25 protein-coding genes are annotated in these 25066 nt (G+C 64.8%); 15 read left to right on the top strand and 10 right to left on the bottom strand.

What is annotated here, in order from left to right:
- Positions 1–57 precede the first annotated feature (57 nt).
- The 4 genes from GGD65_RS22625 to GGD65_RS22610 form a co-directional block, all read right to left on the bottom strand.
- Positions 58–1371, bottom strand: coding sequence for an NAD(P)H-dependent oxidoreductase (locus GGD65_RS22625; RefSeq protein ID WP_183236663.1), 1314 nt, complete (start codon positions 1369–1371; stop codon positions 58–60).
- A gap of 163 nt (positions 1372–1534) precedes the next feature.
- On the bottom strand, positions 1535–2335 hold the full coding sequence (locus tag GGD65_RS22620) for a phytanoyl-CoA dioxygenase family protein (protein WP_018316233.1): 801 nt from the start codon (positions 2333–2335) through the stop codon (positions 1535–1537).
- A gap of 127 nt (positions 2336–2462) precedes the next feature.
- Positions 2463–3140, bottom strand: a complete 678-nt coding sequence (locus GGD65_RS22615; protein ID WP_183236662.1) for a GntR family transcriptional regulator — start codon at positions 3138–3140, stop codon at positions 2463–2465.
- 179 nt (positions 3141–3319) lie between these two features.
- On the bottom strand, positions 3320–4189 hold the full coding sequence (locus GGD65_RS22610; protein WP_183236661.1) for a sigma-70 family RNA polymerase sigma factor: 870 nt from the start codon (positions 4187–4189) through the stop codon (positions 3320–3322).
- Positions 4190–4288: 99 nt separating this feature from the next.
- Between GGD65_RS22610 and GGD65_RS22605 the strand changes: the two genes are divergently transcribed.
- Positions 4289–4744 carry a carboxymuconolactone decarboxylase family protein gene (locus GGD65_RS22605; RefSeq protein WP_092255952.1) on the top strand — a complete coding sequence of 152 codons (456 nt, stop codon included), beginning with the start codon at positions 4289–4291 and terminating at the stop codon, positions 4742–4744.
- 51 nt (positions 4745–4795) lie between these two features.
- On the opposite strand, the gene GGD65_RS22600 is transcribed toward GGD65_RS22605, so the two are convergent.
- A complete protein-coding gene (locus GGD65_RS22600; RefSeq protein ID WP_092255629.1) occupies positions 4796–5608 on the bottom strand; it encodes an alpha/beta fold hydrolase in 813 nt (270 codons plus the stop codon).
- A gap of 2 nt (positions 5609–5610) precedes the next feature.
- On the bottom strand, positions 5611–6429 hold the full coding sequence (locus GGD65_RS22595; protein ID WP_183236660.1) for an alpha/beta fold hydrolase: 819 nt from the start codon (positions 6427–6429) through the stop codon (positions 5611–5613).
- A gap of 137 nt (positions 6430–6566) precedes the next feature.
- Between GGD65_RS22595 and GGD65_RS22590 the strand changes: the two genes are divergently transcribed.
- Positions 6567–7109 (top strand): methylated-DNA--[protein]-cysteine S-methyltransferase, encoded by a 543-nt coding sequence (locus GGD65_RS22590; protein WP_183236659.1) that lies wholly within the window; start codon positions 6567–6569, stop codon positions 7107–7109.
- Between the two features lie 118 nt (positions 7110–7227).
- On the opposite strand, the gene GGD65_RS22585 is transcribed toward GGD65_RS22590, so the two are convergent.
- Together GGD65_RS22585 and GGD65_RS22580 are read right to left on the bottom strand one after the other, a co-directional pair.
- Positions 7228–8772 (bottom strand): acyl-CoA synthetase, encoded by a 1545-nt coding sequence (locus GGD65_RS22585; protein ID WP_183236658.1) that lies wholly within the window; start codon positions 8770–8772, stop codon positions 7228–7230.
- Between the two features lie 116 nt (positions 8773–8888).
- Positions 8889–10061 (bottom strand): acetyl-CoA C-acetyltransferase, encoded by a 1173-nt coding sequence (locus tag GGD65_RS22580; RefSeq protein WP_183236657.1) that lies wholly within the window; start codon positions 10059–10061, stop codon positions 8889–8891.
- A gap of 150 nt (positions 10062–10211) precedes the next feature.
- On the opposite strand from GGD65_RS22580, the gene GGD65_RS22575 reads away from it, so the two are divergent.
- The 8 genes from GGD65_RS22575 (at position 10212) to GGD65_RS22540 (ending at position 19343) form a co-directional block, all read left to right on the top strand.
- Positions 10212–10871: a TetR family transcriptional regulator gene (locus GGD65_RS22575; RefSeq protein ID WP_183236656.1), complete on the top strand. Its 660-nt coding sequence runs from the start codon at positions 10212–10214 to the stop codon at positions 10869–10871.
- A 55-nt stretch (positions 10872–10926) separates the two neighbouring features.
- Positions 10927–11685: an SDR family NAD(P)-dependent oxidoreductase gene (locus GGD65_RS22570; RefSeq protein ID WP_018316223.1), complete on the top strand. Its 759-nt coding sequence runs from the start codon at positions 10927–10929 to the stop codon at positions 11683–11685.
- 196 nt (positions 11686–11881) lie between these two features.
- The gene (locus tag GGD65_RS22565; protein ID WP_183236655.1) at positions 11882–12688 is read left to right on the top strand and encodes an enoyl-CoA hydratase/isomerase family protein; all 807 of its coding nucleotides are present in this window, start codon (positions 11882–11884) and stop codon (positions 12686–12688) included.
- A gap of 43 nt (positions 12689–12731) precedes the next feature.
- Entirely contained in the window at positions 12732–14603 is a 1872-nt protein-coding gene (locus GGD65_RS22560) for an AMP-binding protein (protein ID WP_183236654.1), read from the top strand.
- A 27-nt stretch (positions 14604–14630) separates the two neighbouring features.
- Positions 14631–15758 carry an acyl-CoA dehydrogenase family protein gene (locus GGD65_RS22555; RefSeq protein ID WP_183236653.1) on the top strand — a complete coding sequence of 376 codons (1128 nt, stop codon included), beginning with the start codon at positions 14631–14633 and terminating at the stop codon, positions 15756–15758.
- A gap of 141 nt (positions 15759–15899) precedes the next feature.
- Positions 15900–17144, top strand: coding sequence for an acyl-CoA dehydrogenase (locus GGD65_RS22550; RefSeq protein WP_183236652.1), 1245 nt, complete (start codon positions 15900–15902; stop codon positions 17142–17144).
- Positions 17145–17263: 119 nt separating this feature from the next.
- A complete protein-coding gene (locus GGD65_RS22545) occupies positions 17264–18508 on the top strand; it encodes an acyl-CoA dehydrogenase (protein WP_183236651.1) in 1245 nt (414 codons plus the stop codon).
- A 136-nt stretch (positions 18509–18644) separates the two neighbouring features.
- Positions 18645–19343, top strand: coding sequence for a nitroreductase (locus GGD65_RS22540; RefSeq protein ID WP_183236650.1), 699 nt, complete (start codon positions 18645–18647; stop codon positions 19341–19343).
- Positions 19344–19443: 100 nt separating this feature from the next.
- Here the strand turns inward: GGD65_RS22540 and GGD65_RS22535 are convergent, their stop codons facing one another.
- Both GGD65_RS22535 and GGD65_RS22530 read right to left on the bottom strand, forming a co-directional pair.
- Entirely contained in the window at positions 19444–19992 is a 549-nt protein-coding gene (locus GGD65_RS22535) for a sigma-70 family RNA polymerase sigma factor (protein WP_018316216.1), read from the bottom strand.
- Entirely contained in the window at positions 19992–20222 is a 231-nt protein-coding gene (locus GGD65_RS22530; RefSeq protein WP_026201628.1) for a NepR family anti-sigma factor, read from the bottom strand. Before GGD65_RS22530 ends, GGD65_RS22535 begins: the two co-directional genes overlap by 1 nt.
- 220 nt (positions 20223–20442) lie before the next feature.
- Here GGD65_RS22530 and GGD65_RS22525 point away from each other — a divergent pair, with 220 nt between their 5' ends.
- The 5 genes from GGD65_RS22525 (at position 20443) to GGD65_RS22505 (ending at position 25046) form a co-directional block, all read left to right on the top strand.
- A complete protein-coding gene (locus GGD65_RS22525) occupies positions 20443–21249 on the top strand; it encodes a response regulator (RefSeq protein ID WP_026201627.1) in 807 nt (268 codons plus the stop codon).
- 138 nt (positions 21250–21387) lie between these two features.
- Positions 21388–21981: a nuclear transport factor 2 family protein gene (locus GGD65_RS22520; RefSeq protein WP_183236649.1), complete on the top strand. Its 594-nt coding sequence runs from the start codon at positions 21388–21390 to the stop codon at positions 21979–21981.
- A gap of 249 nt (positions 21982–22230) precedes the next feature.
- On the top strand, positions 22231–22638 hold the full coding sequence (locus GGD65_RS22515) for a hypothetical protein (RefSeq protein ID WP_018316212.1): 408 nt from the start codon (positions 22231–22233) through the stop codon (positions 22636–22638).
- 123 nt (positions 22639–22761) lie between these two features.
- The gene (htpG, locus tag GGD65_RS22510) at positions 22762–24639 is read left to right on the top strand and encodes a molecular chaperone HtpG (protein WP_183236648.1); all 1878 of its coding nucleotides are present in this window, start codon (positions 22762–22764) and stop codon (positions 24637–24639) included.
- A 128-nt stretch (positions 24640–24767) separates the two neighbouring features.
- A complete protein-coding gene (locus GGD65_RS22505) occupies positions 24768–25046 on the top strand; it encodes a DUF3551 domain-containing protein (RefSeq protein WP_026201626.1) in 279 nt (92 codons plus the stop codon).
- Positions 25047–25066 lie beyond the last annotated feature (20 nt).

The raw sequence follows: 25066 nt of genomic DNA, 5'->3' as shown, positions 1-25066 counted from the left end.
TGACCAAAGGGGGATCGCAAATCAAGCGCGCTTTGGTTGAGCTTGCGGTGGCGCCGCTCAATGCTGCGCTGCGAACGCGGCCTCCATCGCTTTGCGCGTCTTCACCGTTTCGTTGCCGGCGTCGAACTCGACGTCGCTCCAGCGCACCACCGCGCCGTGCGCGACGTCGTGCTTCAGCTTCAGGCGGTGGGCGAGGCCAATCGGCAGCGCGCCGGCCTTGAGGCTTGCGCCCGCCGGTACCAGCTTGCCCCACACCGTATAGCCGCCTTCGCCGTCCAGCATCTCGCCCGCGCGCAGATTGCGCTTGGCCACTGCCGCGACGTCGCCGCGGAAGCCGCTGGCCTGGCCGGTCGGCTCGCCCCGCAGCGCCGCCGACAGCACCGAGATGTTCAGCTCGAGCCCGATCAGATGATACGGCTTGTACATCGCCGCATAACGTCCGCTGCCGTCGGTCTTGAGGCCGTATTGCCGGAAGCAGTCGGCGGCATAGTCGTTCGGCGCCTCCAGCACGACATAGACGCCCCAGCGCAGGTCGCGGAACACCGGCCGTCCGTCCCGTTCGAGCGAGGAGACGACCTCGACCACGCCCGGCCGCTCCAGCACGCCGCCATGCGAGCGCGGCCGCATGATGTGAGGCAGATCGTCGACGCCACAGGGCGGAAACAGCAGGCCGTCCGTGGGCACGTCGAGGGCGCAGGCATTGGCGATCGCGGCCATCTCGATCGCCGATTTGGTGCCGTCGAGGAACGAGTTGAACATCTGCGGATTCATGCCGGCCGACTGCGCTTCGCCTGCGGTCAGGCCGTAATGCTGCCAGACGCCGTCAGGCGTCACGTCGTGATAGGCCGGCAGATACTTTGTGCCTTTACCGGCGGCGACGACGCGGAAGCCGGTGGCGCGGGCCCAGTCGACCATCTCGGCGGTCAGTGCCGGCTGGTCGCCATAGGCGAGCGAATAGACCACGCCCGCTTTGCGCGCTTCCTCGGCGAGCAGCGGACCTGCCAGCACGTCGGCCTCGACATTCACCATCACGATATGCTTGCCCGCGGCGATCGCGGCGCGCGCATGCCTGATCCCAACGGCGGGATTCCCGGTCGCCTCCACAACCACGTCCATGGCGCCGCCGGCAATGGCGCGCACGCCGTCATCGGTGAAGACGGTTGCGGCGATCCGCTCGGCGCTCCAGCCGACGGTGCGGCAGGCCTCGCGCGCGCGGTCGCGGTCGATGTCGACGATGATGGGCACCTCCAACCCCGGCGTATGCGGCACCTGCGCCAGAAACATCGAGCCGAACTTGCCTGCGCCGATCAATGCGACCCGGACCGGCTTGCCGGCGGACGCGCGGGCCTGGAGGAGGCGGAAGAGGTTCATGGGGAATTGTCCTGGTAATGGTCGTGTCCCGGACGCGGTGCAGCACGTAGTGCTGCTGCGCAGAGCCGGGATCCAGAAAGGAAACTATCAGCGCGGCATGGGCCCCGGCTCAGCAGCGCATCGCTGAAGAAGCGCTGCGCTGCGTCCGGGGCGCGAGACCTACTTACTCCGCCGCCTGCCGCGGCGCACGGGCAAGCCGCAGCAGCGCGTCGTCGTCCACCGTCTTGATCGGGGCGAAGTCGCGATGTGCGATGTAGTCCGGCCGCGTCGGGCTGCGGATGTAGTTCGAGACCGCGTTCAGCGTCAGGTACACGATCTTGCGCGGGAAGGGCGTGATGTTGCCGGCCGAGCCGTGCACGAGATTGCCGTGGAACATCAGCATGCCGCCTGGCTTGCCGGTCGGCGCCACGATGCCGCCCTGCGCGACGAGGCGCGTCACCGTCGCCTCGTCCAACGTCCACAGCGGATAGGAGGTGGTGGCGAGGTCGTGCGAGGCTTCGAGATCGCCGGCGTTCTGGCTGCGCGGCACCAACATCAGAGGCCCGTTGATCGGCATCACCTCGTCGAGGAAGATCGCGATGTTCATGGCGCGCGGCTCCGGCATGCCGTCGTCACGCTTCCAGGTGCCGTAATCCTGGTGCCATTGCCAGACGTCGCCGGTGAAGGCCGATTTCGCGTTGATCTTGAACTGGTGCATGTAGACGGGCTCGCCGAACAGCTGCTCGACCGGGTCGATCATGCGTGGATGCGCGCCGAGGAGGCCGAACGCCTCATTGTAAAGATGGGCGGCAAACGCCGTGCGCGGCGCGCCGCTCTTCTCGCGCCAGACTTCGGGACGGTTGGCGTCGTAGATGCCGACCGCCTCGCGCGCCAGCAGATCGACCTCCTCCTGATTGAACAGCTCGGGCAGGAACAGCCAGCCCTCGCGGTGGAAGAACTCCAATTGCTCCTGAGACAGTTTCATGGGTCGTTTCCTCCTGTTTTGTTTATTTGTCGTTTCGTCGCTCCGGGGCGGTCCGCAGGACCGAGCTCCGGTGCGCACTTGCGCACCGGAGTCGCGCGTCGCGCGTCCGGAATGACAGCGCAAATCGCTACGCCGCCGCTTCCTCCGTCGCCCTCAATCTCTCCTCGGTCATCCGTCCCGCCGTCTGCGCATGCGCCAGCGCGGCGGCTTCGGCGGCCTTCGCGTCGCCCGCGAGAATGTGTCCGGCGATATCGGCGTGCTCGGCCCAGGCGCTGCCGCGATAGTCGAGCTCCGACAGCACTGTCGCCATCGAACGCCGCATATGCGGCCATTGCGGCGCGATCGTCTCCTCGATCACGGGATTGCCGGCGAGCTGATAGATCGCGCGGTGAAAATCCACGTCGAGCACGATCAGTTCAGTGAGTGTCGTGTTGCGGTCGATGCCGCGCCCCGCGACGAACGCAGCCTCCAGCCGTGCGCGTCCTGCCGCGTCGCTGGCGGCGCGCTTCGCCGCAAGCCGCGCGGCCAGCGCGTCGAGCGCGCCGCGCACCTCGTAGAGCTGGCGGATGCGCGCGGGATCGAGCTGGGTGACCTCGAAGCCGCGCTTGCCGCTCTCGGCGACGAGGCCCTGGCGGTGCAGCAGGTGCAGCGCATGCGAGACAGGCTGGCGCGACACGCCGAGCTTGTCGGCGAGCTCGTTCTGCCGGATGCGCTGGCCGGGCTCAAGCGTGCGGTCGGAGATCGCCTCCAGGATGCGGGCATAGACCTGGTCGATCAGGTTTGGGAGCGGGTCGAGAGGGATCACGCCGGCAGCTCCTGGGAGGGAATACGGAATTCCGTATTCGAAGGTATCGCGGGAGGGGGAGGGCGTCAAGACGAGCTGCGCGCCCGGGCCCAGGGCGCCCGCGCGGCTTCACTAAGTCATTGATATCGCTATACCCGTCTACTGTGCATGGGGTTGTTTTCGCGGAAAAAACCTCCGCCTCAACCCTCCAGCACCTCCACCTCCAGCGCGGCGATCCCTCCCGCATCGGCCAGGGCCTCGATCCCGGCAATGCGCTCGCCCTTGAACGTCACGCGTAGCGCGATGCGCAGTTGGCCACCGAGGATGACGGCAACGCCGATCTCGCCGTCGACCAGTGCCGTCCGCGCGGCCTGGGCGCGGCCCTTGTAAAGCTGTGCGACCGCATCCGCGCCCCGGATCTCCGGTAGCGTGCCGAGCCGCACCGCGGCCTGATCGGCGCGGAAGACGACGTCGGGGTCGAGCACGGCGAGCAGCCCCTCGAAATTGCCTTCGCGCGACGCTTTGAGGAAGGCATCGACGATTCCGCGCTGGCGCGACAGGTCGGTCTCGGGCACCGGCGCCCCCTGCACGCGCCGCCGCGCCCGGCTCGCGAGTTGCCGCGATGCGTCGACCGAGCGGCCGACGATCGGCGCGATCTCCTCGAAGGGCACTGCGAACATGTCGTGCAGCACGAAGGCGAGCCGCTCCGCCGGCTGCAAGGTCTCGAGCACGACGAGCAGCGCCGCGCCGACGGAATCGGCCATCTCCGCCTCGCGCTCCCGCGTCTCGTCGAGCGGCTCGGGCACATGCGGGCCCATCGGCTCTTCCTTGCGCGACTTCCGTGCGCGCAGCATGTCGAGGCAGATGCGCGCGACCACGGTCGTCAACCAGCCGCGCAAATTCGCAACATCGGACATGTCGTAGCGGCTGACCCGCAGCCAGGCCTCCTGCACGGCATCGTCGACCTCGGCGCCGGAGCCCAGCATGCGGTAGGCGACCGCGCGCAGATGGTCCCTGCTGGCTTCGAACTGGTGGCTGAGAAAATCGTCTTCGAAGTTTTTTTCGGTCATCGGTCACATTCCCTCGTCGCGATCCGTCATGCCCATGACGAAGCCAATCCGGCCGATGTGACCGGAACCTTCGACATTCGAGCGATGGAGACGAAAAAGATGCACGCCCGCATGAATCACCCTGTCATGGTCCTCCCCGAGGCCATGAATGTCCTGCAATCCCTCGGCAATCTGACCAAGCAGGGGCTGCCGGAAAAGCTCCTGGAACTGGTGCACCTCCGCGCCAGCCAGATCAACGGTTGCAGTGTCTGCGTCGACATGCACCCCAAGGTCGCCCGCAAGCTTGGTGAGACCGACGAGCGCCTGTTCGCCGTGTCCGCCTGGCGCGATGCGCCCTATTTCACCGACGCCGAGCGCGCCGCGCTGGCGCTGACCGAGGCCGTCACGCGCCTCGCCGACCGCGAGGATCCGGTGCCCGACGCAACCTGGAACGAGGCCGCCAAGCATTTCGACGAACGCGAGCTCGCAACGTTGATCCTGTCGATCGCGACCATCAATGTCTGGAACCGGCTGAATGCAACGATCAAGATGCCGGTCGGCGTGTGGAAGGTGTGAGGTCTCTTTCCCTCGCCTCTCCCCGCTTGCGGGGAGAGGCGACGAGAGCACCTACTCCGCCAAGAACCGGTTCACCACCTCGCCGAACTCCAGTGGCGCTTGCTCGAACATCCAGTGGCCGGCGTTCGGAATGACTGCCGTTTGCGCGCCCGCGATGTGCGCGGCCAGCACGCGCCACATCACTGACAGGCTTCCCGTCGTCGCGCCGCCGCCGATCAGCAGCGTCGGCGTGCGGATCGCCTGTGCGTCGCTGAGCGTGTAGGGCCGGCGCTGCTCGTTGATCTGGCCAAGGAAGGTGAGCGCGTTGTCGCGCAGCTGCTGCTTGGCCGCCGCGGGCACGCGCCGCCACGAGCCGTCACCCTCGATGCCCTCGTAGAAATTCTGCAGCGCGCCCTCGATATCGCCGGCGCGGATCATCTCGACCGAGCGCGCGGTGCGCGCCGCCAGCGGCGGGTGCGCGGGCGTGCCTTCCGGCACCGGCAGGGATGCATCGAGATCGCCGCCCGGCTCGGCCAGCACCAGTTTTCGCAGCAGATCAGGCCGGGCCTGCGCCACGCGGAATGCAATGTGGCCGCCGCGCGAATGGCCCATCAGGTCGATCGGTGCGGGCGTCACCTGCTCGATGAAAGCGATCGTGTCGGCAACGTGCTGCGCCATCTTGTAGTCGTCGCCGACGGCATCCCAATGTTCGGGGAAGAAATGCCGCAGACTGACCGAGATCACGCGATGGGATTTCGAAAGCGGGCCGAGCACCGAATACCAGGTGCGGAAATCCCCTAACGTGCCATGCACGCAGACCAGCGGATGGCCCTCTCCGACTTCGAGATAGGCCATGTCGTAACCGTTGACGCGGAATGTCTGCATGATCAGCTCGCCAGGAAGTCGAGAACCACTTCGGAGTATTTCTGCGGCGCCTGCTCGAACATCGGATGCGTCGCATTCGGGATGATCGCGGTCTTGGAATAGGGCACATGCGCAGCGAGCGCATGCAGTACTTTCGGCAGCAGGCCTTTGGTTCGCGCTCCCAGGACGAATAGCGTCGGTATCTGGATCGCCTCCGCATCCGCCTTCGAAAACGGCGGACGATTGTCGCGGACCTGGCCGATTAGGGTGGTGGCGTTGTCGCGAAGGTTCTGCTTCACCAGGGCCGGCAGCCGCGGCCAGGTGCCGGCGCCTTCCAGCGTGTCGACGAACACGGCAAGGCCGCCGTCGACGTCGCCGGCCGCGATCTTCTCGCCCGAGGCCGTGAACCGCGCCAGGAGCGGCGAGGGCCCGCCGACATAGTCGGGATCGAGGCTCGCATCGAGTTCGCCGCCGGGTTCAGCGAGGATCAGCCGCCGCAGCAGATCCGGCCGCCGCTGCGCCACGCGGAAGCAGATGTGCCCGCCGCGGGAATGGCCCATCAGGTCGACGGGCCCGAGGTCGAGCTCCTCGATGAAGGCAATGACGTCGTCGACATGCTGGGCGATCGAGTAGGTGTCGCCGATGCCGTCCCATCGCGCCGGGAAGAAGTGCCGGAGGCTGACCGCGATCACCCGGTGTCGTTGCGACAGCGGGCCGAGGATGCAGCCCCAGACCCGGAAATCGTTGAGCGAGCCGTGCACGCAGACCAGCGGGGGCCGGCCGCTGTCCTCGCCCACGTCGAGATAGGGCATGTCGTATCCGTTGACGTGGTGGCTTTGCATTCCGGGCTCGCGAAGGGATTGGAACTCCTGTGCAAGATTCCCGGAAACCGGGTGGATCGCAACTATTTCCAAGCCTAGATTTGGTCCGAGATCACATTGGGGGCATGCGACGGCAACGCAAGCTCAGGAACCAAGCCATGACCGACCAGCACTTTGCCTTGTTCGATACCAGGATCGGCCTCTGCGCCATCGCCTGGGGCCCGCGCGGCATCAACGGCACGCAATTGCCGATGGGCGGCGAGCAGAAGATCCGCACCCGCATCAGCCAGCGCCACGGCGATGCCGTTGAGACCGAGCCGACCGCCGAGGTGCAGCAGGCGATCGACCGCATGACAAAACTGCTCGCAGGCGAGCCGGATGACCTCACCGATATCGAGCTCGATCTCGACGGCGTGCCCGAGTTCAACCGCGGCGTCTACGCGATCGCGCGTGCCATCCCGCCCGGCAAGACCCTCACCTATGGCGACATCGCCAAGCAGCTCGGCGGCGTCCAGCTCTCGCGCGACGTCGGCCAGGCGCTCGGCCACAATCCGTGCCCGATCGTGGTGCCCTGCCATCGCGTGCTGGCTGCCGGCAACAAGCCCGGCGGCTTCTCGGCGAATGGCGGCGTGATGACGAAGCTGAAGATGCTCGAGATCGAAGGCGCGCTGGTGAACCATACGCCGAGTTTGTTCGATTGAGGCGGCTTGCACCCGTGCCGTAGGGTGGGCAAAGCGGAGCGTGCCCACCGTCTCGTCGTAACATAGAGACGTCGTGGGCACGGCGCTTCGCGCCTTTGCCCACCCTACGAGACCTCCGCTAGATCTTCGCCGCCGTCTTCGGCCAATATTTGTCGCGCAAATGCCGCTTCACCAGCTTGCCCGTGGGCGTGCGCGGCAGCTCGGCTTCGAAATCGATCGAGCGCGGGCACTTGATGGCAGAGAGGCGGCCCTTGCAGTAGGCGATCAAATCGGCCTCGAGCGCCTTGCCGGCACGCTTCATGTCGTGCGGCTGCACCACCGCCTTCACCTCTTCGCCCATCTCCTCGTTCGGGACGCCGAACACCGCAACGTCGGCGACCTCGGGGTGGGTGATCAGCACATCCTCGGTCTCCTGCGGGTAGATGTTCACGCCGCCGGAGATGATCATGTAGGACTTGCGGTCGGTGAGGAACAGGAAGCCGTCCTTGTCGAGATAGCCGACGTCGCCGAGCGTCGACCAGCCCTTGGCGTTGTAGGCTTTCTTCGTCTTCTCGGGGTCGTTGTGATAGGTGAACGCCGGAGCGTCGGCGAAATAGACCGTGCCGATCTCGCCCGTCGGCTGCTCTTCGTCGTTCTCGTCGAGAATCTTGATCTTGCCGACCACGGCGCGACCGACGCTGCCGCGATGCGCCAGCCATTCTTTCGAGCTGCAGACGGTGACGCCATTGCCTTCCGAGCCCGCGTAATATTCGATCAGGATCGGCCCCCACCATTCGATCATCTTCGCTTTCACGTCGACCGGGCAGGGCGCCGCGGCGTGAATGGCGCCCTTGAGCGTGGAGACGTTGTACTTCGCGCGGATCTCGTCCGGCAGCTTCAGCATGCGCACGAACATGGTCGGCACGAGCTGCGACTGCGTCACCTTGTATTTCTCGACCAGTGTCAGGAATTCCTCGGCGTCGAAATGCTCCATGATGATGGAGGTGCCGCCGAGCACGATCGCCATCATGTTGAAGCGCAAGGGAGCGGCGTGATAGAGCGGCGCCGGTGACAAATAGGTGCTTTCGGTGTTCATGCCGCACATGTCGGCGCAGAGCACGCGCAGAAGCGGGTTCGGCTCGTTGATGGTCTTGCCTTCAAACGCCTTCTTGACGCCCTTGGGCCGGCCGGTGGTGCCGGACGAATACAGCATGTCATAGCCGGCGATCTCGTCGGCAATCGGTGTGATCGGCTGACTTGCTGCTTCCTCGTCGTAGGAGCGGAAGCCGGGCAGCGGCTCGTCCATCATGTAGAAGATCGGCTCGCCGGCGGCGCCCTTGATCAGGCCCTTGATCTGGTCGGCGCATTTCGGCGTCGTGATCACGACCTTGGCGCCGCAATCGGCGATGATGTAGTCGATCTCGTCCTGCTTCAAATAGCGGCTGATCGCTGTGTAGTAGAGCCCGCTCCGCTGGGCGGCCCAGCAGAGCTCCATGAAGGCGAGGCGGTTCTCCATCAGCAGCGCGATGTGGTCGCCGGCCTTGAGGCCGAGCGAGCGGAACAGATGCGCGCCCTGGTTGGAAAGCTCGTCGAGCTCGCGATAGGTGATCGCCTTGCCGGTGCCGGCCATCTGGTAGGCGATCTTGTCGGGCGTGGTGCGGGCATGGATGGAGGGGTGAGTCATGGCGTTTCCTCAAAACGCGAATGGCGAGTAGCGCGTGGCGAATAGGGGAGAAGGGCAACCGCTCTTCGCCTACTCACCATTCGCTACTCGCCACTCACTACTCGCTTTTGTTTTTTTTACAGTCGCTCGACAATCGTCACGTTCGCCATGCCGCCGCCTTCGCACATGGTCTGCAGGCCATAGCGCTTGCCGCGCTGGTGCAGGGCGTGAACCAGCGTCGTCATCAGCTTGGTGCCGGAGCCGCCGAGCGGATGGCCGAGCGCGATGGCGCCGCCATTGACGTTGAGGCGGGCCGGATCTGCACCGGTGGTCTTGAGCCAGCCGGTCGGCACCGAGGCGAAGGCCTCGTTGACCTCGAACAGGTCGATGTCGCCGATCTTCATGCCGGCCTTCTCCAGCGCCTTCTTGGTGGCGTGCAGCGGTGCATCCAGCATGATCACGGGATCGCCGCCGGTCATGGTCATGTGATGGATGCGCGCCAGCGGTGTGACGCCGAGCTGCTTGAGGCCGCGCTCGTTGACCACCATGACGCCCGAGGCGCCGTCGCAAATCTGGCTGGCGCTGGCCGCGGTCAGCTTGCCGTTCTCGGCGATCAGCTTGACGCCCTTGATGCCCTCGAGCGTGGCATCGAAGCGGATGCCCTCGTCGATGTGGTGGGTGTCCTTGGAGCCGTCGGCGCGGGTGATCTCGAGCGGTACGATCTCCTTCTTGAAGTGGCCGGCTTGGGTCGCCGCGATCGCGCGCTGATGGCTGTTATAGGAATATTCGTCCAGATCATCCTTCGACAGGCCGTACTTCTCCGCCATCATCTCCGCGCCGGTGAACTGGCTGAACACAATGTTGGGATATCTCGCCTCGATGCCCGGGCTCTTGTAATGGCCGAAGCCGTTCTTGGCGGCGAGCTGCGAGGACAGGCCCATCGGCACCCGCGTCATCGATTCCACGCCGGCGGCGATCACGACGTCCATGGTGCCGGACATCACGGCTTGCGCGGCGAAGTGCAACGCCTGCTGCGAGGAGCCACACTGGCGATCGATCGAGGTGCCCGGCACGCTCTCCGGCAGCTTCGAGGCCATGATCGCGTTGCGCGCGACATTGTTGGATTGCTCGCCGACCTGCATCACGCAGCCCATGATCACGTCCTCGACCAGCGCAGGATCGACCTTGGTGCGGTCGACCAGCTCGTCCAGCACTTTTGCGGCGAGATCGGCCGGATGCCAGCCGGCGAGACGGCCCCCCTTGCGCCCGCCCGCGGTACGCGCAGCGGCGACGATGTAAGCCTCGGCCATGTCGGTCTCTCCCTGAATTCTTGATTGGGTCGGTTGTCGGGGCGGATTTAAGGGACGCAAGATCATTTAGTCAATCGATCAATTAATTCTTGTGATGAGGCACTGCTTGCGCTTATCTGCGCGCCTATCGAGGTGCATTCAGGGATCTCCGTGACTACCAGCGTACCGAACAGGCTCCACAGCGGAAAAAATTCCACGGCAGAGAAATTGCTCGTGGCCGCGAGCGAGTTGATGATCGAACGCTCCTCGATCGAGATTTCGCTCAGCGACATCGCGCAGAAGTCGGGCGCCAACGCCGCGTTGGTCAAATATCACTTCGGCAACAAGGACGGGCTGCTGCTGGCACTGCTCGCGCGGGATGCCGCGACCGAGATGTCCAATCTCGAATATCTGCTGGCGCAGCCGATCACGGCGACGGCGAAGCTCAAGCTGCATATCGGCGGCATCATCCGCGCCTATCACCGGTTCCCCTATATGAACCGGCTGATCCACTATCTCCTGCATGAGAGCGTCGCCGGCTCCGCGGACGAAGTTTCAAAATTCTTCGTCGCCCCGCTGCTGGACTTTCACCGCCGCCTGCTCGCCGAGGGCGTCAGCCGCGGCGAGTTCCGCCAGACCGATCCGGTGCTGTTCTACACCAGCCTGATCGGCGCCTGCGATCATCTGTTCTTCGGCCGGCACGCGATGTCTCGCGCGACCGGCGTCGGCCCGGTCACCGACGACGTCTGCCGGCAATATATCAAGCACATGGAAACGCTGATCTGCGGCGGCATCCTCACGCAAGCCGGGGAAGCTGCCGCGGCCGGATGATCCGGCCGCAACTCTCAAGTCTAGAGAAGAAACGTCCAAGGAAAGGTAGCCTGTCATGGAATTGAAAGACGTAGCCGTTCTCATCACCGGCGGTGGTTCGGGCCTCGGCGAGGCGACCGCCCGCGCCATGGCGGCCAAGGGCGCCAGGATCGGCGTGATCGACCAAAACAAAGAGAATGCCGAGAAGGTCGCGGCCGAGGTGAAGGGCGTGGCGCTCCATGCCGACGTCACCAGCGAAGAGCAGATCAAGGCCGCGATCGCCAAGGCGGAAGCCGCGCATGGCGTTGCGCGGGTGCTGATGAACTGCGCCGGCATCGGCGGCTCGCAGCGCATCGTCGGCCGCGACGGCGTCTATCCGCTGGAAAAGTTCGCGCGCATCATCAACGTCAATCTGATCGGCACCTTCAACTGCCTGCGGCTGTTCGCCGAGCGCCTCGTCACGATCGAACCCGTCGGTGAAGAGCGTGGCGTCATCATCAACACGGCGTCGGTCGCGGCCTATGAAGGCCAGATCGGCCAGATCGCCTATTCGGCCTCGAAGGGCGGCGTCGTCGGCCTGACCCTGCCGGCCGCGCGCGACCTCGCCAGCCAGAAGATCCGCGTCAACACCATCGCGCCCGGCCTGTTCTTCACGCCGCTGCTGATGGGGCTGAACGAGGAAGCCCGCAAGAGCCTGGGCGCGCAGGTGCCGCATCCCTCGCGCCTCGGCGATGCCAAGGAATACGGCTCGCTCGCGGTGCACATCGTCGAGAACGCAATGCTGAACGGCGAGACCATCCGCCTCGACGGCGCCATCCGCATGGCGCCGAGGTAAGCGGCGCTCTTCTTCCTTCTCCCCCTGTGGGAGAAGGTGGCGCGAAGCGCCGGATGAGGGGTTTCTCTCCCCGATCTCGTCTGCGGAGACAGACCCCTCACCCAAGTGAACTCTAGGCTGACAGCGATCTTGCCCTCTCCCACAAGGGGAGAGGGCGCAATAACCGCCACCCAAAGAGCGGATGCACGAGGCCCCCATGTCCCAACCGCTGCTGATCGAGCATGACGACGGCGTCGACCGGGTGACGCTCAATCGGCCGGAACAGCTCAACGCGCTCGATCCGGCGCTGATCGACGCGCTCAACGACTACTTCCAGGGCCTTCAACGCAACCGTGACACGCGTGTCGTGGTGCTGAAGGGCGCCGGCCGGAATTTCTGCGCAGGCCTCGATCTCAAGGCGGCGATGGCCCGCCGTGCCGGGCAACAGGAGCCGCCTGGCGTCACGGAGTCGCTGGACTCGCAGCGCCGCATCGCTGACATCGTGATGCTGATGCGACGTTGTCCGCAGCCGATCCTGACGCTGGTGCAGGGTGCGGCCGCCGGCGGCGGATTTGCGCTGGCGCTGGCTTCCGACATCCGCATCGCGACGAGATCGGCGCGAATGAATTGCGCCTTCATCAAGCTCGGCCTCGGTGGCTGTGACATCGGCACCAGCTATTTCCTGCCGCGGCTGGTCGGCGTGTCCGTGGCGTCGGAACTGATCCTCACGGGCCGGTTCATCGGCGCCGAGCGCGCGCTGGCGGTCGGCCTCGTCTCGGAAGTCGTGGACGAGGACAGGCTCGATGACGCGGCCGAGCCTTATGTCGAGGCGATGATGACGGCCTCGCCCGTGGGCCTGCGGCTATCCAAGGAATGTCTCAACATGAGCGTCGATGCGGGATCGCTGGAGGCGGCGATCGCGATGAAGGATCGCAACCAGGTCCTGTGCAGCCGCTCGGAGGAATTTTCGGAAGGCATCAGGGCCTTCCTTGAGAAGCGAAAGCCTGTCTATATCAAGCGCTGAATGAGAACGATCCGCAAAGGACGATAATTCCGGGAGACGCAAAATGAGTGGAAGCGCGGCGGCCGTGATGACGAAGCCCGCCTTTCGCAAGATCGAGTGGCTCGCGCGCGACATCGACGTCGAGCGTCGCAGCGAAGGCACGGTGGTGCTGAAGTCGCGCATTCCGCTGCAGCCTTACGAGAAGCACATCCCGGCCTCGCTGGCGAAATGGGCGAAGGAAGCGCCCGAGCGCATCTGGCTCGCTCAGCGCGGTGGTCCCAATCGCGAATGGCGCAAGGTGTCCTATGGCGAAGCCAAGCGCACTGTGGATGCGCTGACGCAAGGTCTGCTCAACCTCGGACTCGACGGCCGCCCCGTTGCGATCCTCTCCGGCAATTCGATCGAGCATGCGCTGATGACGCAGGCCGCGATGCAGGCGCGCGTCCCGGCAGCGCCGGTCTCGCCGGCTTACTCATTGATGAGCCACGATCACGTCAAGCTGAAATACCTGTTCGACCTGATCAAGCCGGCCGTGGTGATGGTGCAGGACGGCCCGACCTTCGAGAAGGCACTGAAGGCGATCGACCTCGCCGGCGTCACCGTGGTTCACGTCGCGCGGCCATGTGAGGGTATCAAGAGCGTCAGCTTTGCTGAGCTCGCGGCAACTCCGGTGACCGAGGACGTCGAGGAGTCGATCGCGAAGATCACGCCCGACACCGTCGGCAAGCTGCTGTTCACGTCAGGCTCGACCGGCATGCCCAAGGCGGTCATCAACACGCAGAAGATGATGTGCGCCAATGCGGCGATGATGATGCAGGTGCGGCCACGTTCGCCTGATGGCCCTGTTGCGACCATGCTGGACTGGATGCCCTGGAATCACACCATGGGCGGCAACGCGGCGTTCCACCCGATCCTGGTCGATGGCGGCACGCTCTATATCGATGACGGCCGGCCGATGCCGGGCCAGTTCGAGGAGACGCTGCGAAACCTGCGCGAGATATCGCCGACCTATTACGCCAACGTGCCGGCCGGCTATGCCGCGCTCGCGGCCGCCATGGAGAAGGACGACGCGCTCTGCCGCTCGTTCTTCAAGAACCTCTCGATCATGGCCTATGGCGGCGCGCGCCTGCCTGACGATCTCTACGACCGCATGCAGGCCCTCGCGGTGAAGACCACCGGCGAGCGCATCGTGTTCTACACCGGCTGGGGCTCGACCGAGACCGCGCCGACCTCGACCGGAACTTATTGGGACACCGAGCGCGTCGGCCTGATCGGCCTGCCGTTCCCCGGTGTCGAGTTGAAGATGGTGCCGTGCGGCTCGAAATACGAATTGCGGCTGCGCGGCGTCAACGTCGCGCCCGGTTATTTCGGCCAGCCGGAGCTGACGAAGCAGATGTTCGACGAGGAAGGCTTTTACTGCATCGGTGATGCCGGCGTTTTCGTCGACGATTCCGATCCGGTGAAGGGCATCATCTTTGCAGGTCGCGTGGTCGAAGACTTCAAGCTCACCACCGGCACCTTCGTGCATGTCGGTTCGCTCCGCACCGATACGATCGCAGCTGCGACGCCTGTCGTGCACGATGCGCTGGTCGCGGGGCAGGACCGCCCGTTCATCGGCCTGTTGGCCTGGCCCAATTTGCACGCCTGCCGGCAACTTGTCGGCAATCCCGAGCTGAACTTCGAGGATGCAGTGAAGCACCCGGAGGTCGTCGCCTGCTTCAGGCGCGGGCTGGAAACTCACAACAAGGAGTGCGAGGGCGCCAGCAGCCGCATCATCGCGCGGGCCATGCTGATGGTCGAGCCGCCCTCGATCGACGGCAACGAGCTCACCGACAAGGGCTACATCAATCAGCGTGCCGGCCTCGAACGCCGCGCCGCACTGGTGGAGCGGCTGTATGCCGACAAGCCGGATCAAGACGTCATCGTTCTCAAGTAATCGACATCATCAACACGGGTACGCGCCATGAACTTCGACTTCTCCGACGACCAGAAGCAGCTCCGCGATCAGGCGCGCAAATTCCTCGCGGAAAAATGCTCGCCCAAGGCGGTGCGTGTGGTGCTCGACGGCAAGGCGCCTTACGACAAGGAGCTCTGGAAGGGCCTCGCCGAAATGGGTTTCCTCGGCGTCGCGATCCCCGAGGAGTTCGGCGGCGCCGGCGCCGGTCATCTCGAGCTCTGCGTGATCGCCGAGGAGATGGGCCGCGCGAACGCGCCGGTGCCGTTCTCGTCGACCGTGTATCTCGCCGCCGAAGCGCTGTTGTTCGCCGGCAGCGACGCGCAAAAGAAGAAATGGCTGCCGGCCATTGCCTCGGGCGAGGCGATCGGCACGCTGGCGCTGTTCGAGGGCAAGGGCAATCCCGCGCCGAAGAACGTCAAGCTGACGGCTGCGAACGGCGTGCTCAACGGCGTCAAGAAACCGGTCGCCGATGGTGCGATTGCCGACTTCGCCGTGGTTGCTGCGCGCACAGGTTCGAGCGGACGCGACGGTGATATCTCGCTGTTCCTGGTTGATCTCAAAGCCGGCGGCGTCGAGGTGAAAAGCCTCACCAATCTCGATCCGACCCGCGGGCAGGCCGAGATCACCTTCAAAGACTGCAAGGCCGAGCCACTGGGAGCTGCCGGCGAAGGCTGGAGCATCCTCACCCAGGTGCTCGACCGCGCCGCGGTATTGTGTGCGTTCGAGCAGGTCGGCGGCTCCGACCGCGCGCTGGAGATGGGCCGCGACTACGCGCTCGACCGCATCGCCTTCGGTCGCCAGATCGGCTCGTTCCAGGCGGTGAAGCACATGCTCGCCGACATGTATGTCTCGGCCACGCTGGCGCGCTCGAACAGCTATTACGGCGCCTGGGCGCTCTCGACCAACGCGGCTGAATTGCCGGAAGCCGCTGCTGCCGCGCGCATCAGCGCGACGCAGGCGTTCCAGCACTGCGCCAAGAACAACATCCAGGTTCACGGCGGCATGGGCTTCACTTGGGAGTTCGACTGCCACATGTACTACCGCCGCGCCAACGCCATGGCGCTCGGCCTCGGCAGCCTCACCTATTGGGAAGATCAGTTGATCGACCGCATGCGCAAGAAGAACGCGGCGTAATTAGGTTCGTAGGGTGGGTTAGTCCTGCGGATGCGCGAAGCGCGATCCGCTGGGCGTAACCCACCACTTCCGTCGACGAGGAAACCAAAGAGGTGGGTTACGCCTTCGGCTAACCCACCCTACGAAGGTAAGAAGACGACCATGAACTTCGACGACACCCCTCAGGAAGCCGAATTCCGCGCCACCGCCCGCGCCTGGATCGGCGCGAATGCGCCCACGCAATACGAGGAAGAGCTGCGCAAATCCTCGCTCGGCCGCACCGTGCTCAAGAACGCCAACATTCTTGAGGTCGCAAAAGCCTGGCAGAAGAAGAAGGCCGATGCCGGCTGGGCCTGCCTGCACTGGCCGAAGGAGTATGGCGGGCGCGGCGCCTCGCCGATCGAGCGGGTGATCTGGCAGCAGGAGGAAGGGCCGTTCGGCCAACTCTCCCGCATGTTCATCATCGGCCACGGCATGTGCGGGCCGACCATGATGGCGTTCGCGCGCGAGGAGCATAAGCGCACTTATCTGCCGCCGCTCGCTTCCGGCGAGAAGGTCTGGTGCCAGCTGTTCTCCGAGCCGGCCGGCGGCTCCGACGTCGCGGGCTTGCGCACGCGCGCCGAGAAGGACGGCGACGACTGGGTCATCAACGGGCAGAAGATCTGGACCTCGGGCGCGCATTATTCCGACTACGGCATCCTGCTGACGCGCACCGATCCCACCGTGCCCAAGCACAAGGGCCTCACCATGTTCTTCCTGGACATGAAGAGCCCCGGCGTCGAGGTGCGGCCGATCAAGCAGGCCAGCGGCGCCTCCGACTTCAACGAGGTCTATTTCACCAATGTCCGCATTCCCGATCATCAGCGCCTCGGCGAGGTCGGTGACGGCTGGAACGTCTCGCTGACCACGCTGATGAATGAGCGCAGCGCGATCGGCGCGGCCGTCTCGACCGGCTTTCCTGAGTTGTTCGAGTACTGTTCCAGCCTGATGCTCGACGACGGCCCCGCGATCGAGGATCGCGCGGTGCGCTCGAAATTGGCGAACTGGGCGGTGAAGGCGAGCGGGCTGAAATACACCAGCATGCGCGCGATCTCGGCGCTGTCGAAAGGCGAGCGGCCGGGGCCGGAGAATTCGATCGGCAAGCTGGTGGCGGGCTCGATGATCCAGGACGTTGCGACCTACGCGCTGGATTTGCAGGGTGCGAGCGGCGTCGTCAGCGGCGAGGATGGCGAGCTCGCCGGCCGTTTCCAGGCGATGCTGCTGCGCGCGCCCGGCACCCGTGTCGAAGGCGGCACCGACGAGATCATGCGCAACATCATCGCCGAGCGGGTGCTGGGCCTGCCCGGTGATATCCGTGTCGACAAGGACGTGCCGTTCAACAAGATCCCGACGAAGGGAAGAGGCTAGAATCGTAGGGTGGGCAAAGGCGCGGCACGCGCCGTGCCCACGAAGTCTATCGAGAGAAGGTGGTGGGCACGCTTCGCTTTGCCCACCCTACGCACTGATCAAGGATCGAGAGGGCCGTTATGAATTTCGACGACACCCCGCAGGAAGCCGCATTCCGCCAGACCGCGCGCCAATGGGTCGAGGCCAATGCGCCGAAGGAGCTGCACGCCGAGCTTTCAAAATCCTCGCTCGGCCGCATTCGGCTTGCCAAGCAAGATATCGTCGAGGTCGGCAAAGCCTGGCAGAAGAAGAAGTTCGAGGGCAATTGGGCCTGCCTGCACTGGCCGAAGGAATATGGCGGCCGTGGCGCGACGCCGATCGAGAAGGTGATCTGGCAGCAGGAGGAGGGTGTCTACGGCAAGCTGACGCAGCCGTTCCAGATCGGCGAAGGCATGTGCGGCCCGACCGTGATGGCCTTCGGCAGCGAGGACGCCAAGCGCCGCTATCTGCCGAAGCTGGCTTCGGGCGAGGAGATCTGGTGCCAGCTGTTCTCCGAGCCGTCTGCCGGCTCGGACGTCGCCGGCTTGCGCACCCGCGCGGAGAAGAAGGGCGAAAATTGGGTCGTCAACGGCCAGAAGATCTGGACCTCTGGCGCGCATTACTCCGACTATGGTCTGTTGATCGCGCGGACCGATCCGAACGTGCCCAAGCACAAGGGCCTCACCATGTTCTTCCTGGACATGAAGAGCCCCGGCGTCGAGGTGCGTCCGATCAGGCAGGCCAATGGCATGCAGGAGTTCAACGAGGTCTATTTCACCGACGTCGTCATCCCCGACAGCCAGCGGTTAGGGGCCGTCGGCGAGGGCTGGAGCGTCTCGCTGACCACGCTGATGAACGAGCGCATGTCGATCGGCTCGCGCCTTGCGACCGGCGTGCCTGAGATGTTCGAGCTCTGCTCCAACCTGATGCTGGAAGATGGCCTCGCGATCGACGATCCCGCGGTGCGCTCGAAGCTGGCGAGCTGGGCGGCGAAGTCGAGCGGGCTGAAATACACCAGCTATCGCACGATCTCGGCGCTGTCGAAGGGCGAGCGGCCGGGTCCGGAGAACTCGATCGGCAAGCTGGTGTCGGGCATGATGCTGCAGGACATCGCGACCTACGCCATGGACCTGCAGGGGGCGGCCGGCGTGCTCACCGGCAACGACGAGGAGACCGTGCAGGGCCAGTTCCAGCAGATGCTGCTATCCTCGCCCTCGATGCGCATCGCCGGCGGCACCGACGAGATCCTGCGCAACATCATCGCCGAGCGCGTGCTGGGCCTGCCCGGCGACATCCGCGTCGACAAGGACGTGCCGTATAACAAGATCCCGACCAAGGGGCGATGATCTCACCTCTCGCTGTATCTCGTAGGGTGGGCAAAGCGAAGCGTGCCCACCATATGCAGATGCTCCGGAGCAAGTCTGTCGGTGGGCACGGCGCGATGCGCCTTGCCCACCCTACGAGAAGAGCGCGAGCTGAACCATGGACGCTACAGTCAAACAGAACGATCGCATCGGCGTGCTCGAAGAGCTCCTCAACGAGCGCTACTCCGTCCGCGCCTTCCTTCCCAAAGAGGTCGACCGCGCGACCATCGAGCATGTGCTGACCACCGCGCAGCGCACCGCGTCCTGGTGCAACAGTCAGCCCTGGCAGGTGATCATTGCCAGTGGGGAGGCCAAGGAGCGCTTCCGGAAGCTGATCTACACGGAGGCGTCAGGCGGGCTCGGCGACGATTACGATTTCACCCCGCCGCGCGAATATGTCGGTGTCTATCTCGAACGCCGCCGCGAAAGCGGCTTTCAGCTCTACAACACGCTCGGCATCGCCCGCGGCGACAGAGGCGCCTACGCCAGGCAGGCGCTGGAGAACTACAATTTCTTCGGCGCGCCGCATGTCGCCATCATCCACACCAACGAGCCTCTCGGCATCTACGGTGCGATCGATTGTGGCGCCTATGTCTCCAATTTCATGCTGGCCGCGCAGGCACTCGGGCTCGGCACGATTCCGCAGGCGGCGCTCGCGCGGCATTCCGGGCTGATCCGCCGCCACTTCAATCTGCCCGACGATCGCCGCGTCGTCTGCGGCATTTCGTTCGGCTATGCCGACGACGCTCACAAGGTCAACAGCTACCGCACCTCGCGCGCCAGCGTGGCCGAGACCGTGGCCTTCGCGGACGAGTGATCAAGCGGCGTAGCTTCCGCTATCGCTGTCGGACGCGCGCGAAGACGGCCGTGAGAACGGCCGCCTTCATCTTCATCTAAGTCCTTGAGGACGCCGGCCGTCAGCCGCCGCTGCCGCCGATCACGGCCCGCACGGTCTCGTCCGGGCCAAAATCCTCGGCGCCATCGACATAGAGCAGCGCGGCGAGCTTCGAGCGCGCGCGGTTGACGCGGCTCTTGATCGTGCCGACTGCACAGCCGCAGATCGAGGCCGCGTCTTCGTAGGAGAAGCCGGAGGCGCCGACCAGAATCAGCGCTTCACGCTGGTCCTGCGGAAGCTTGTCGAGCGCCGTGCGAAACTCCTCGAACTCGAGATGCGCGTTCTGCGACGGCTGTGTCTTCAGCGTCTTGGCGTAGTTGCCTTCGGCATCCTCGACCTCGCGCCGCCGCTTGCGATAGTCGGAGCGGAAAAGGTTGCGCAGGATCGTGAACAGCCATGCCGGCAGATTGGAGCCAGGCTGGAACGAGTCGATGTTGGCGAGCGCGCGGAGCAGCGTCTCCTGGACCAAATCATCGGCGCGGTCCGCATTGCCGCTGAGCGAAATGGCGAACGCGCGCAGACTGGGCACGGCCGCCAGGATGTCGTTACGCAGGGAGTCCGTGAGAGGCATTAATCCCTCCCATTGTTGTCGTTGGATCCGCCTTCATGTCCCACGTGGGGTGTCGCTCCCGGCGCATCAAGCTTCTTGATCAGTTCTGCGAACCGATCTGGAACCCCTTGTCGCACCACATCATCATACATGGCGCGCAACTGGTGCCCGATCCGGGATTGAATCTCCGGAGTGAGGCCTCCCTTGCCGGGGGTCGTGCTTCTGCTGGCTTGAGACTTGAGATCTTTCATGACCTGTTCCACGTTTCCCCGAGTTAAGTGACTGTAAAATCGAGAGGTTTTCTCAACCGGGAGCCGTTCCCTGGATAGGCTCAATTCCAGGTTCGATAAAAAGTTCCCGCTCAGACGGAACTTTTCTTGGCCTGAGGCGTAATCAGCCCAGCAGGGGAACCCGGGCCCCCCTCGGATTGCCTGGACGTCAAGGTTGGCCCCGAAGATGAATGGAGTGGGGATGTCCCGTTCACAGCTTGTTGCTGAACACTTGCCGTTGTTGCGCCGGTACGCACGCGCCCTGACGGGCAGCCAGGCCTCCGGTGACGCCTATGTCGCAGCCATGTTGGAAGCCATGCTGGGGGATCCGTCGGTGCTCGACGAGAGCCATGGACCGCGGGCCGGCCTGTTCAGGCTGTTCACCCAGATCTGGAATTCGGTCTCCGTCAACGATGATTCCGAGGTGACGACCTTGCCGATGCCGCCCGAGCGGCGGCTGTCGAACATCACGCCGCTGCCGCGCCAGGCCTTCCTGCTGCTCTCGCTGGAGGGATTCTCGGAAGAGGAAGTCGGCTACATCCTCGGCACCGACGTCGCCGAGACGCGGCGGCTTGCGGATGCCGCCGGACGCGAGATGGCCGCCGAGATCGCCACCGACGTGCTGATCATCGAGGACGAGACCTTCATCGCCATGGACCTCGAGAGCCTGGTGAAGAATCTCGGCCACAACGTCGTCGGCGTCGCGCGCACCCATGCCGATGCGGTGGCGCTGGCCAAGAACAAGCGGCCCGGCCTGATCCTCGCCGACATCCAGCTCGCCGACGGCTCGTCGGGCCTCGACGCCGTCAACGAATTGCTCCGCACGTTCGAGGTGCCGGTGGTGTTCATCACCGCGTACCCGGAGCGCTTCCTCACCGGCGAGCGGCCCGAGCCTGCGTTCCTGATCTCAAAACCGTTCCAGCCCGCGATGGTGTCGGCGGTGGCGAGCCAGGCGCTGTTCTTCCAACGCAACTCGCGCAACCGCACGCCGAAGGCGCCGGCGGCTTAATAGAGCTGGCCATTTGGCCAAACGATTTGATCCGGCGTGCTGCAAGGCACGCCGGATTTTTCGTTCGCCTGCCGTGCTTGACGTGCGTCGGCTTCGCCGCTCATACCTCCTGCATTGATCCCAGCCGGAGATGTGCCCATGGACCAGCAACTCCTCGATCGCCTCGCCATTCGCGACCTCGTCGAGAACTGGGCGGTCTGGCGCGATGCCGGTGACTGGGAGCGCTTTGCCACGGTCTGGCATGACGAGGGCTGGATGTCCGCCACCTGGTTTCAGGGGCCGGCGCGGGATTTCATGCGCGTCAGCCAGGAGGGGTTCGCCAGGGGTGTGCGCATCCTGCATTTCCTCGGCGGCACCAGCATCGATCTCGCGGGCGCGCGCGCCATCGCGCAGACCAAGATGACGATCTCGCAGCGCGCCCCGGTGCACGACGTCGTTTGCGACGTCGTCTGCACCGGCCGCTTCTACGATTTCCTCGAGAAGCGGCAGGGGAAGTGGGGCATCGTCCGCCGCCAGCCGATCTACGAGAAGGATCGGATCGACCCGGTCGATCCCGCAGCAGAGCTCCGCCTCGACCAAAAGGCGCTCGCCGCATTGCCCGAAGGCTATCGCCACCTCGCCTACATGCAGGAGCTGATCGGCTACAAGGTCAAGCGCGACATGCCGGGCCTGATCGGACCCGAGGTCGAGAAGCTCTATGGCGAAGGGCGCGACTGGCTGGCGGGGAAGTGAACCCCAGACAAAAGTAAGGCGCGACTGGCATCACCACAGTCGCGCCCTACGTCACCGGCTTATGGGGCAGGGGGGAATAGCCGGCTGTTGAGACGACTCCAGTCTGCGAAAGTCGTTCCACCCCTCGCGAAATATTTTACGCACGCTGTCGTATTTGTCGCACACGGTTAAGTGATCGTAACCGCTAAGAACCCCTGATCCTTCACCGGCGTTGTTCCCGCGATCGCCTGGGGCGAGGGATCGACAGCCATGTCACAGATTCATAAGGTATTTTTGAGCGTCGTTGCCGCTGCTGCGACGCTCGGTGCCGTGCAACTGGCCTCGGGTCATGATCTGGCAGACCGCTGGCAGGCGGTCGCCGATAAGGCCGACAAGCCCGGCCACAATGTCAATCGGACCGGCAAGGCCGACCGGCTCGCCGAGATCAAACAGGCAGCTGTTCCGACCCGCACCGTCTCGATGCGGCTGAATGACCTCGCCGACACCTCGGTGCTGCTGCGGGTCCCCGCGGTGATCGAGACCGGTAATGCCAAGCCGCCGGTGCTGCTCCAGAACCAGAAGAAGGTGCGCAACAGGCCGACGATCGCCTGCGAGCCGATGGTCAGCTCGCTGACCGAGGTCGCAAAGCTGCTCCAGCCCGGCCGCTGCGTGACCTGATCCGCCCGGGCGCCGGATAGATCGCTCTCCCGCCGGGAGGACGATTCTTCACGTCCACTTGATCCCCTCTACGCTCGCGTTATATCCCGGGTTTCTTCCCTTTCGTTTTGACCGGGTAAACGCATGACGACGTCAGACACGGCTGTGCATACGCAGCCCTTCCAAGCCGAGGTTTCCGAGCTTTTGCACCTCATGGTGCACTCCGTCTATTCCGAGACCGACATCTTTCTGCGCGAGCTCATCTCCAACGCGTCGGACGCCTGCGACAAGCTGCGCTATGAGGCAATCGCAAGTCCTTCGCTGCTCGGCGAGGGCGACGCGCTCAAGATCCGCATCATCCCGAACAAGGCGGCCGGGACGCTCACGATCGCCGACAACGGCATCGGCATGGAGCGGCAGGAGCTGATCGACCATCTCGGCACCATCGCCCGCTCCGGCACCAAGGCATTCGTGTCAAAGCTGAAGGAGGCCAAGGACGGCCTCGGCCTGATCGGCCAGTTCGGCGTCGGCTTCTATTCCGCCTTCATGGTCGCCGACAGGATCGTCGTGGTCAGCCGCCGTGCCGGCGAGAGCGACGTCTGGACCTGGACGTCCTCCGGCGGCTCCGGCTTCGAAATCGCCCGTGCCGGCGACGAGGAGGCGGCGCGCCTGACGCGCGGCACCGAGATCGTCCTGCACCTGAAGGAGGACGCCAAGAAATATCTCGAGACCTTCGAGATCGAGCGCATCGTCGGTGCCTATTCCGACAACATCCTGTTCCCGATCGAGCTGGTGCCGGAAGAGGGTGAGCCCCGTCAGATCAATTCGGCCAGCGCGCTGTGGCAACGCTCGAAATCCGAGCTGACGCCGGACGACTACAAGAAGGCCTATCAGCAGATCGCCTCCGCCTTCGACGATCCCGCGATGACGCTGCATTACCGCGCCGAGGGCCGCTATTCCTACGCGGTGCTGCTGTTCGCGCCCTCGACCAAGCCGTTCGATCTGTTCGAGCCGAACCGCAAGGGCCGGGTGAAGCTCTACGTCCGCCGCGTCTTCATCACCGATGATGCCGATCTGTTGCCGGGGTATCTGCGCTTCATCCGCGGCGTCGTCGACAGCGAGGATCTCCCGCTCAACATCTCGCGCGAGATGCTGCAGAACAATCCGCAGCTGGCGCAGATCCGCAAGGCCGTGGCGACCCGGGTCGTGTCGGAGCTCGAAAGCCTGGCCGAGAAGGATCCGGAGAACTTCGCCAAGATCTGGGACGCGTTCGGCGCGGTGCTCAAGGAAGGCATTTACGAGGATTTCGAGCGGCGCGAAAAGCTGCTGGCACTTTCGCGCTTCACCACGACATCGGGCGAGAAGCGGTCGCTGAAGCAGGTCATCGCCGATTTCAAGCCGAACCAGACCGAGATCTATTATCTCGTCGGCGACAGTATCGAGCGGCTGAAATCCAATCCGCGGCTGGAGGCTGCGACCGCGCGCGGCATCGAGGTGCTGCTGTTGTCCGATCCCGTCGATGCGTTCTGGACCTCGATGCCGTCGGAGTTCGACGGCAAGCCGCTGAAGTCGCTGAGCCAGGGCGATCTCAATCTCGACCTGATTCCGCGCGTCGACGACAAGGACGAGGCAAAGAAGGACGAGCCGGCTGCGGATGAAGCGGCCACCATTGCCGTGATCAAGGCTGCGCTCGGCGAGCGTGTCAGCGACGTCAAGGCCTCGACGCGCCTCACCAGCTCGGCCTCCTGCCTCGTCGCCGACAGCCAGGGCCCGAGCCGCGAGCTCGAGCGCATCCTGTCGCAGCAAAACCGCGGCATGAAGACCAAGCCGATCCTGGAGATCAATCTGCGCCATCCGATGGTGGGCGCGATCACCAAGGCGCAGGCCGGTTCGAAGGCGGTCGACGATCTCAGCCTGCTCCTGCTCGAGCAGGCGCAGATCCTGGACGGCGAATTGCCGGAGGATCCGGCTGCGTTTGCCGCAAGGCTGAACCGGCTCGTGCTGCAGGGGCTCGGCGCCTAGCGCCGCAGCCCGCAGCGCTCACCTTGCCGTCATCTGTCCCTAGGAACAGTCGCCTCCGGCCTGGCGTTATGCCATACGAGGCTGCCGGCATCAGATCCGCCGAGGCCGTCGGTTCGAGGATTAAGTCCATGCGCCTGTCGATTTTGACCCTCACCGCGATTGCCGCGCTGTTCGTCGCGGCAGATGCCAGCGCCCAGACCTACGATCCGCGCTACCCGGTGTGCATGCACGTTTATACGCCCGGCGGCTTTACCGGTGGTGGCGGCGATTATTTCGACTGCTCCTTCACCTCGCTGCCGCAGTGCCGCGCGAGCGCGTCGGGCCGCGCGGCCAGCTGCGACGTCAACCCGTACTACGCCTTCGACCAGCCGCCGCAGCCGCGCCGGCGTCACAAGAAGGTGCAATAGCGAATCCGCGATGCCTCGTA

It is taken from the genome of Bradyrhizobium sp. CIR18, from assembly GCF_014198295.1.
Classification (GTDB): Bacteria; Pseudomonadota; Alphaproteobacteria; order Rhizobiales; family Xanthobacteraceae; genus Bradyrhizobium.
This window is presented reverse-complemented; position numbering and strand designations above follow the sequence as displayed.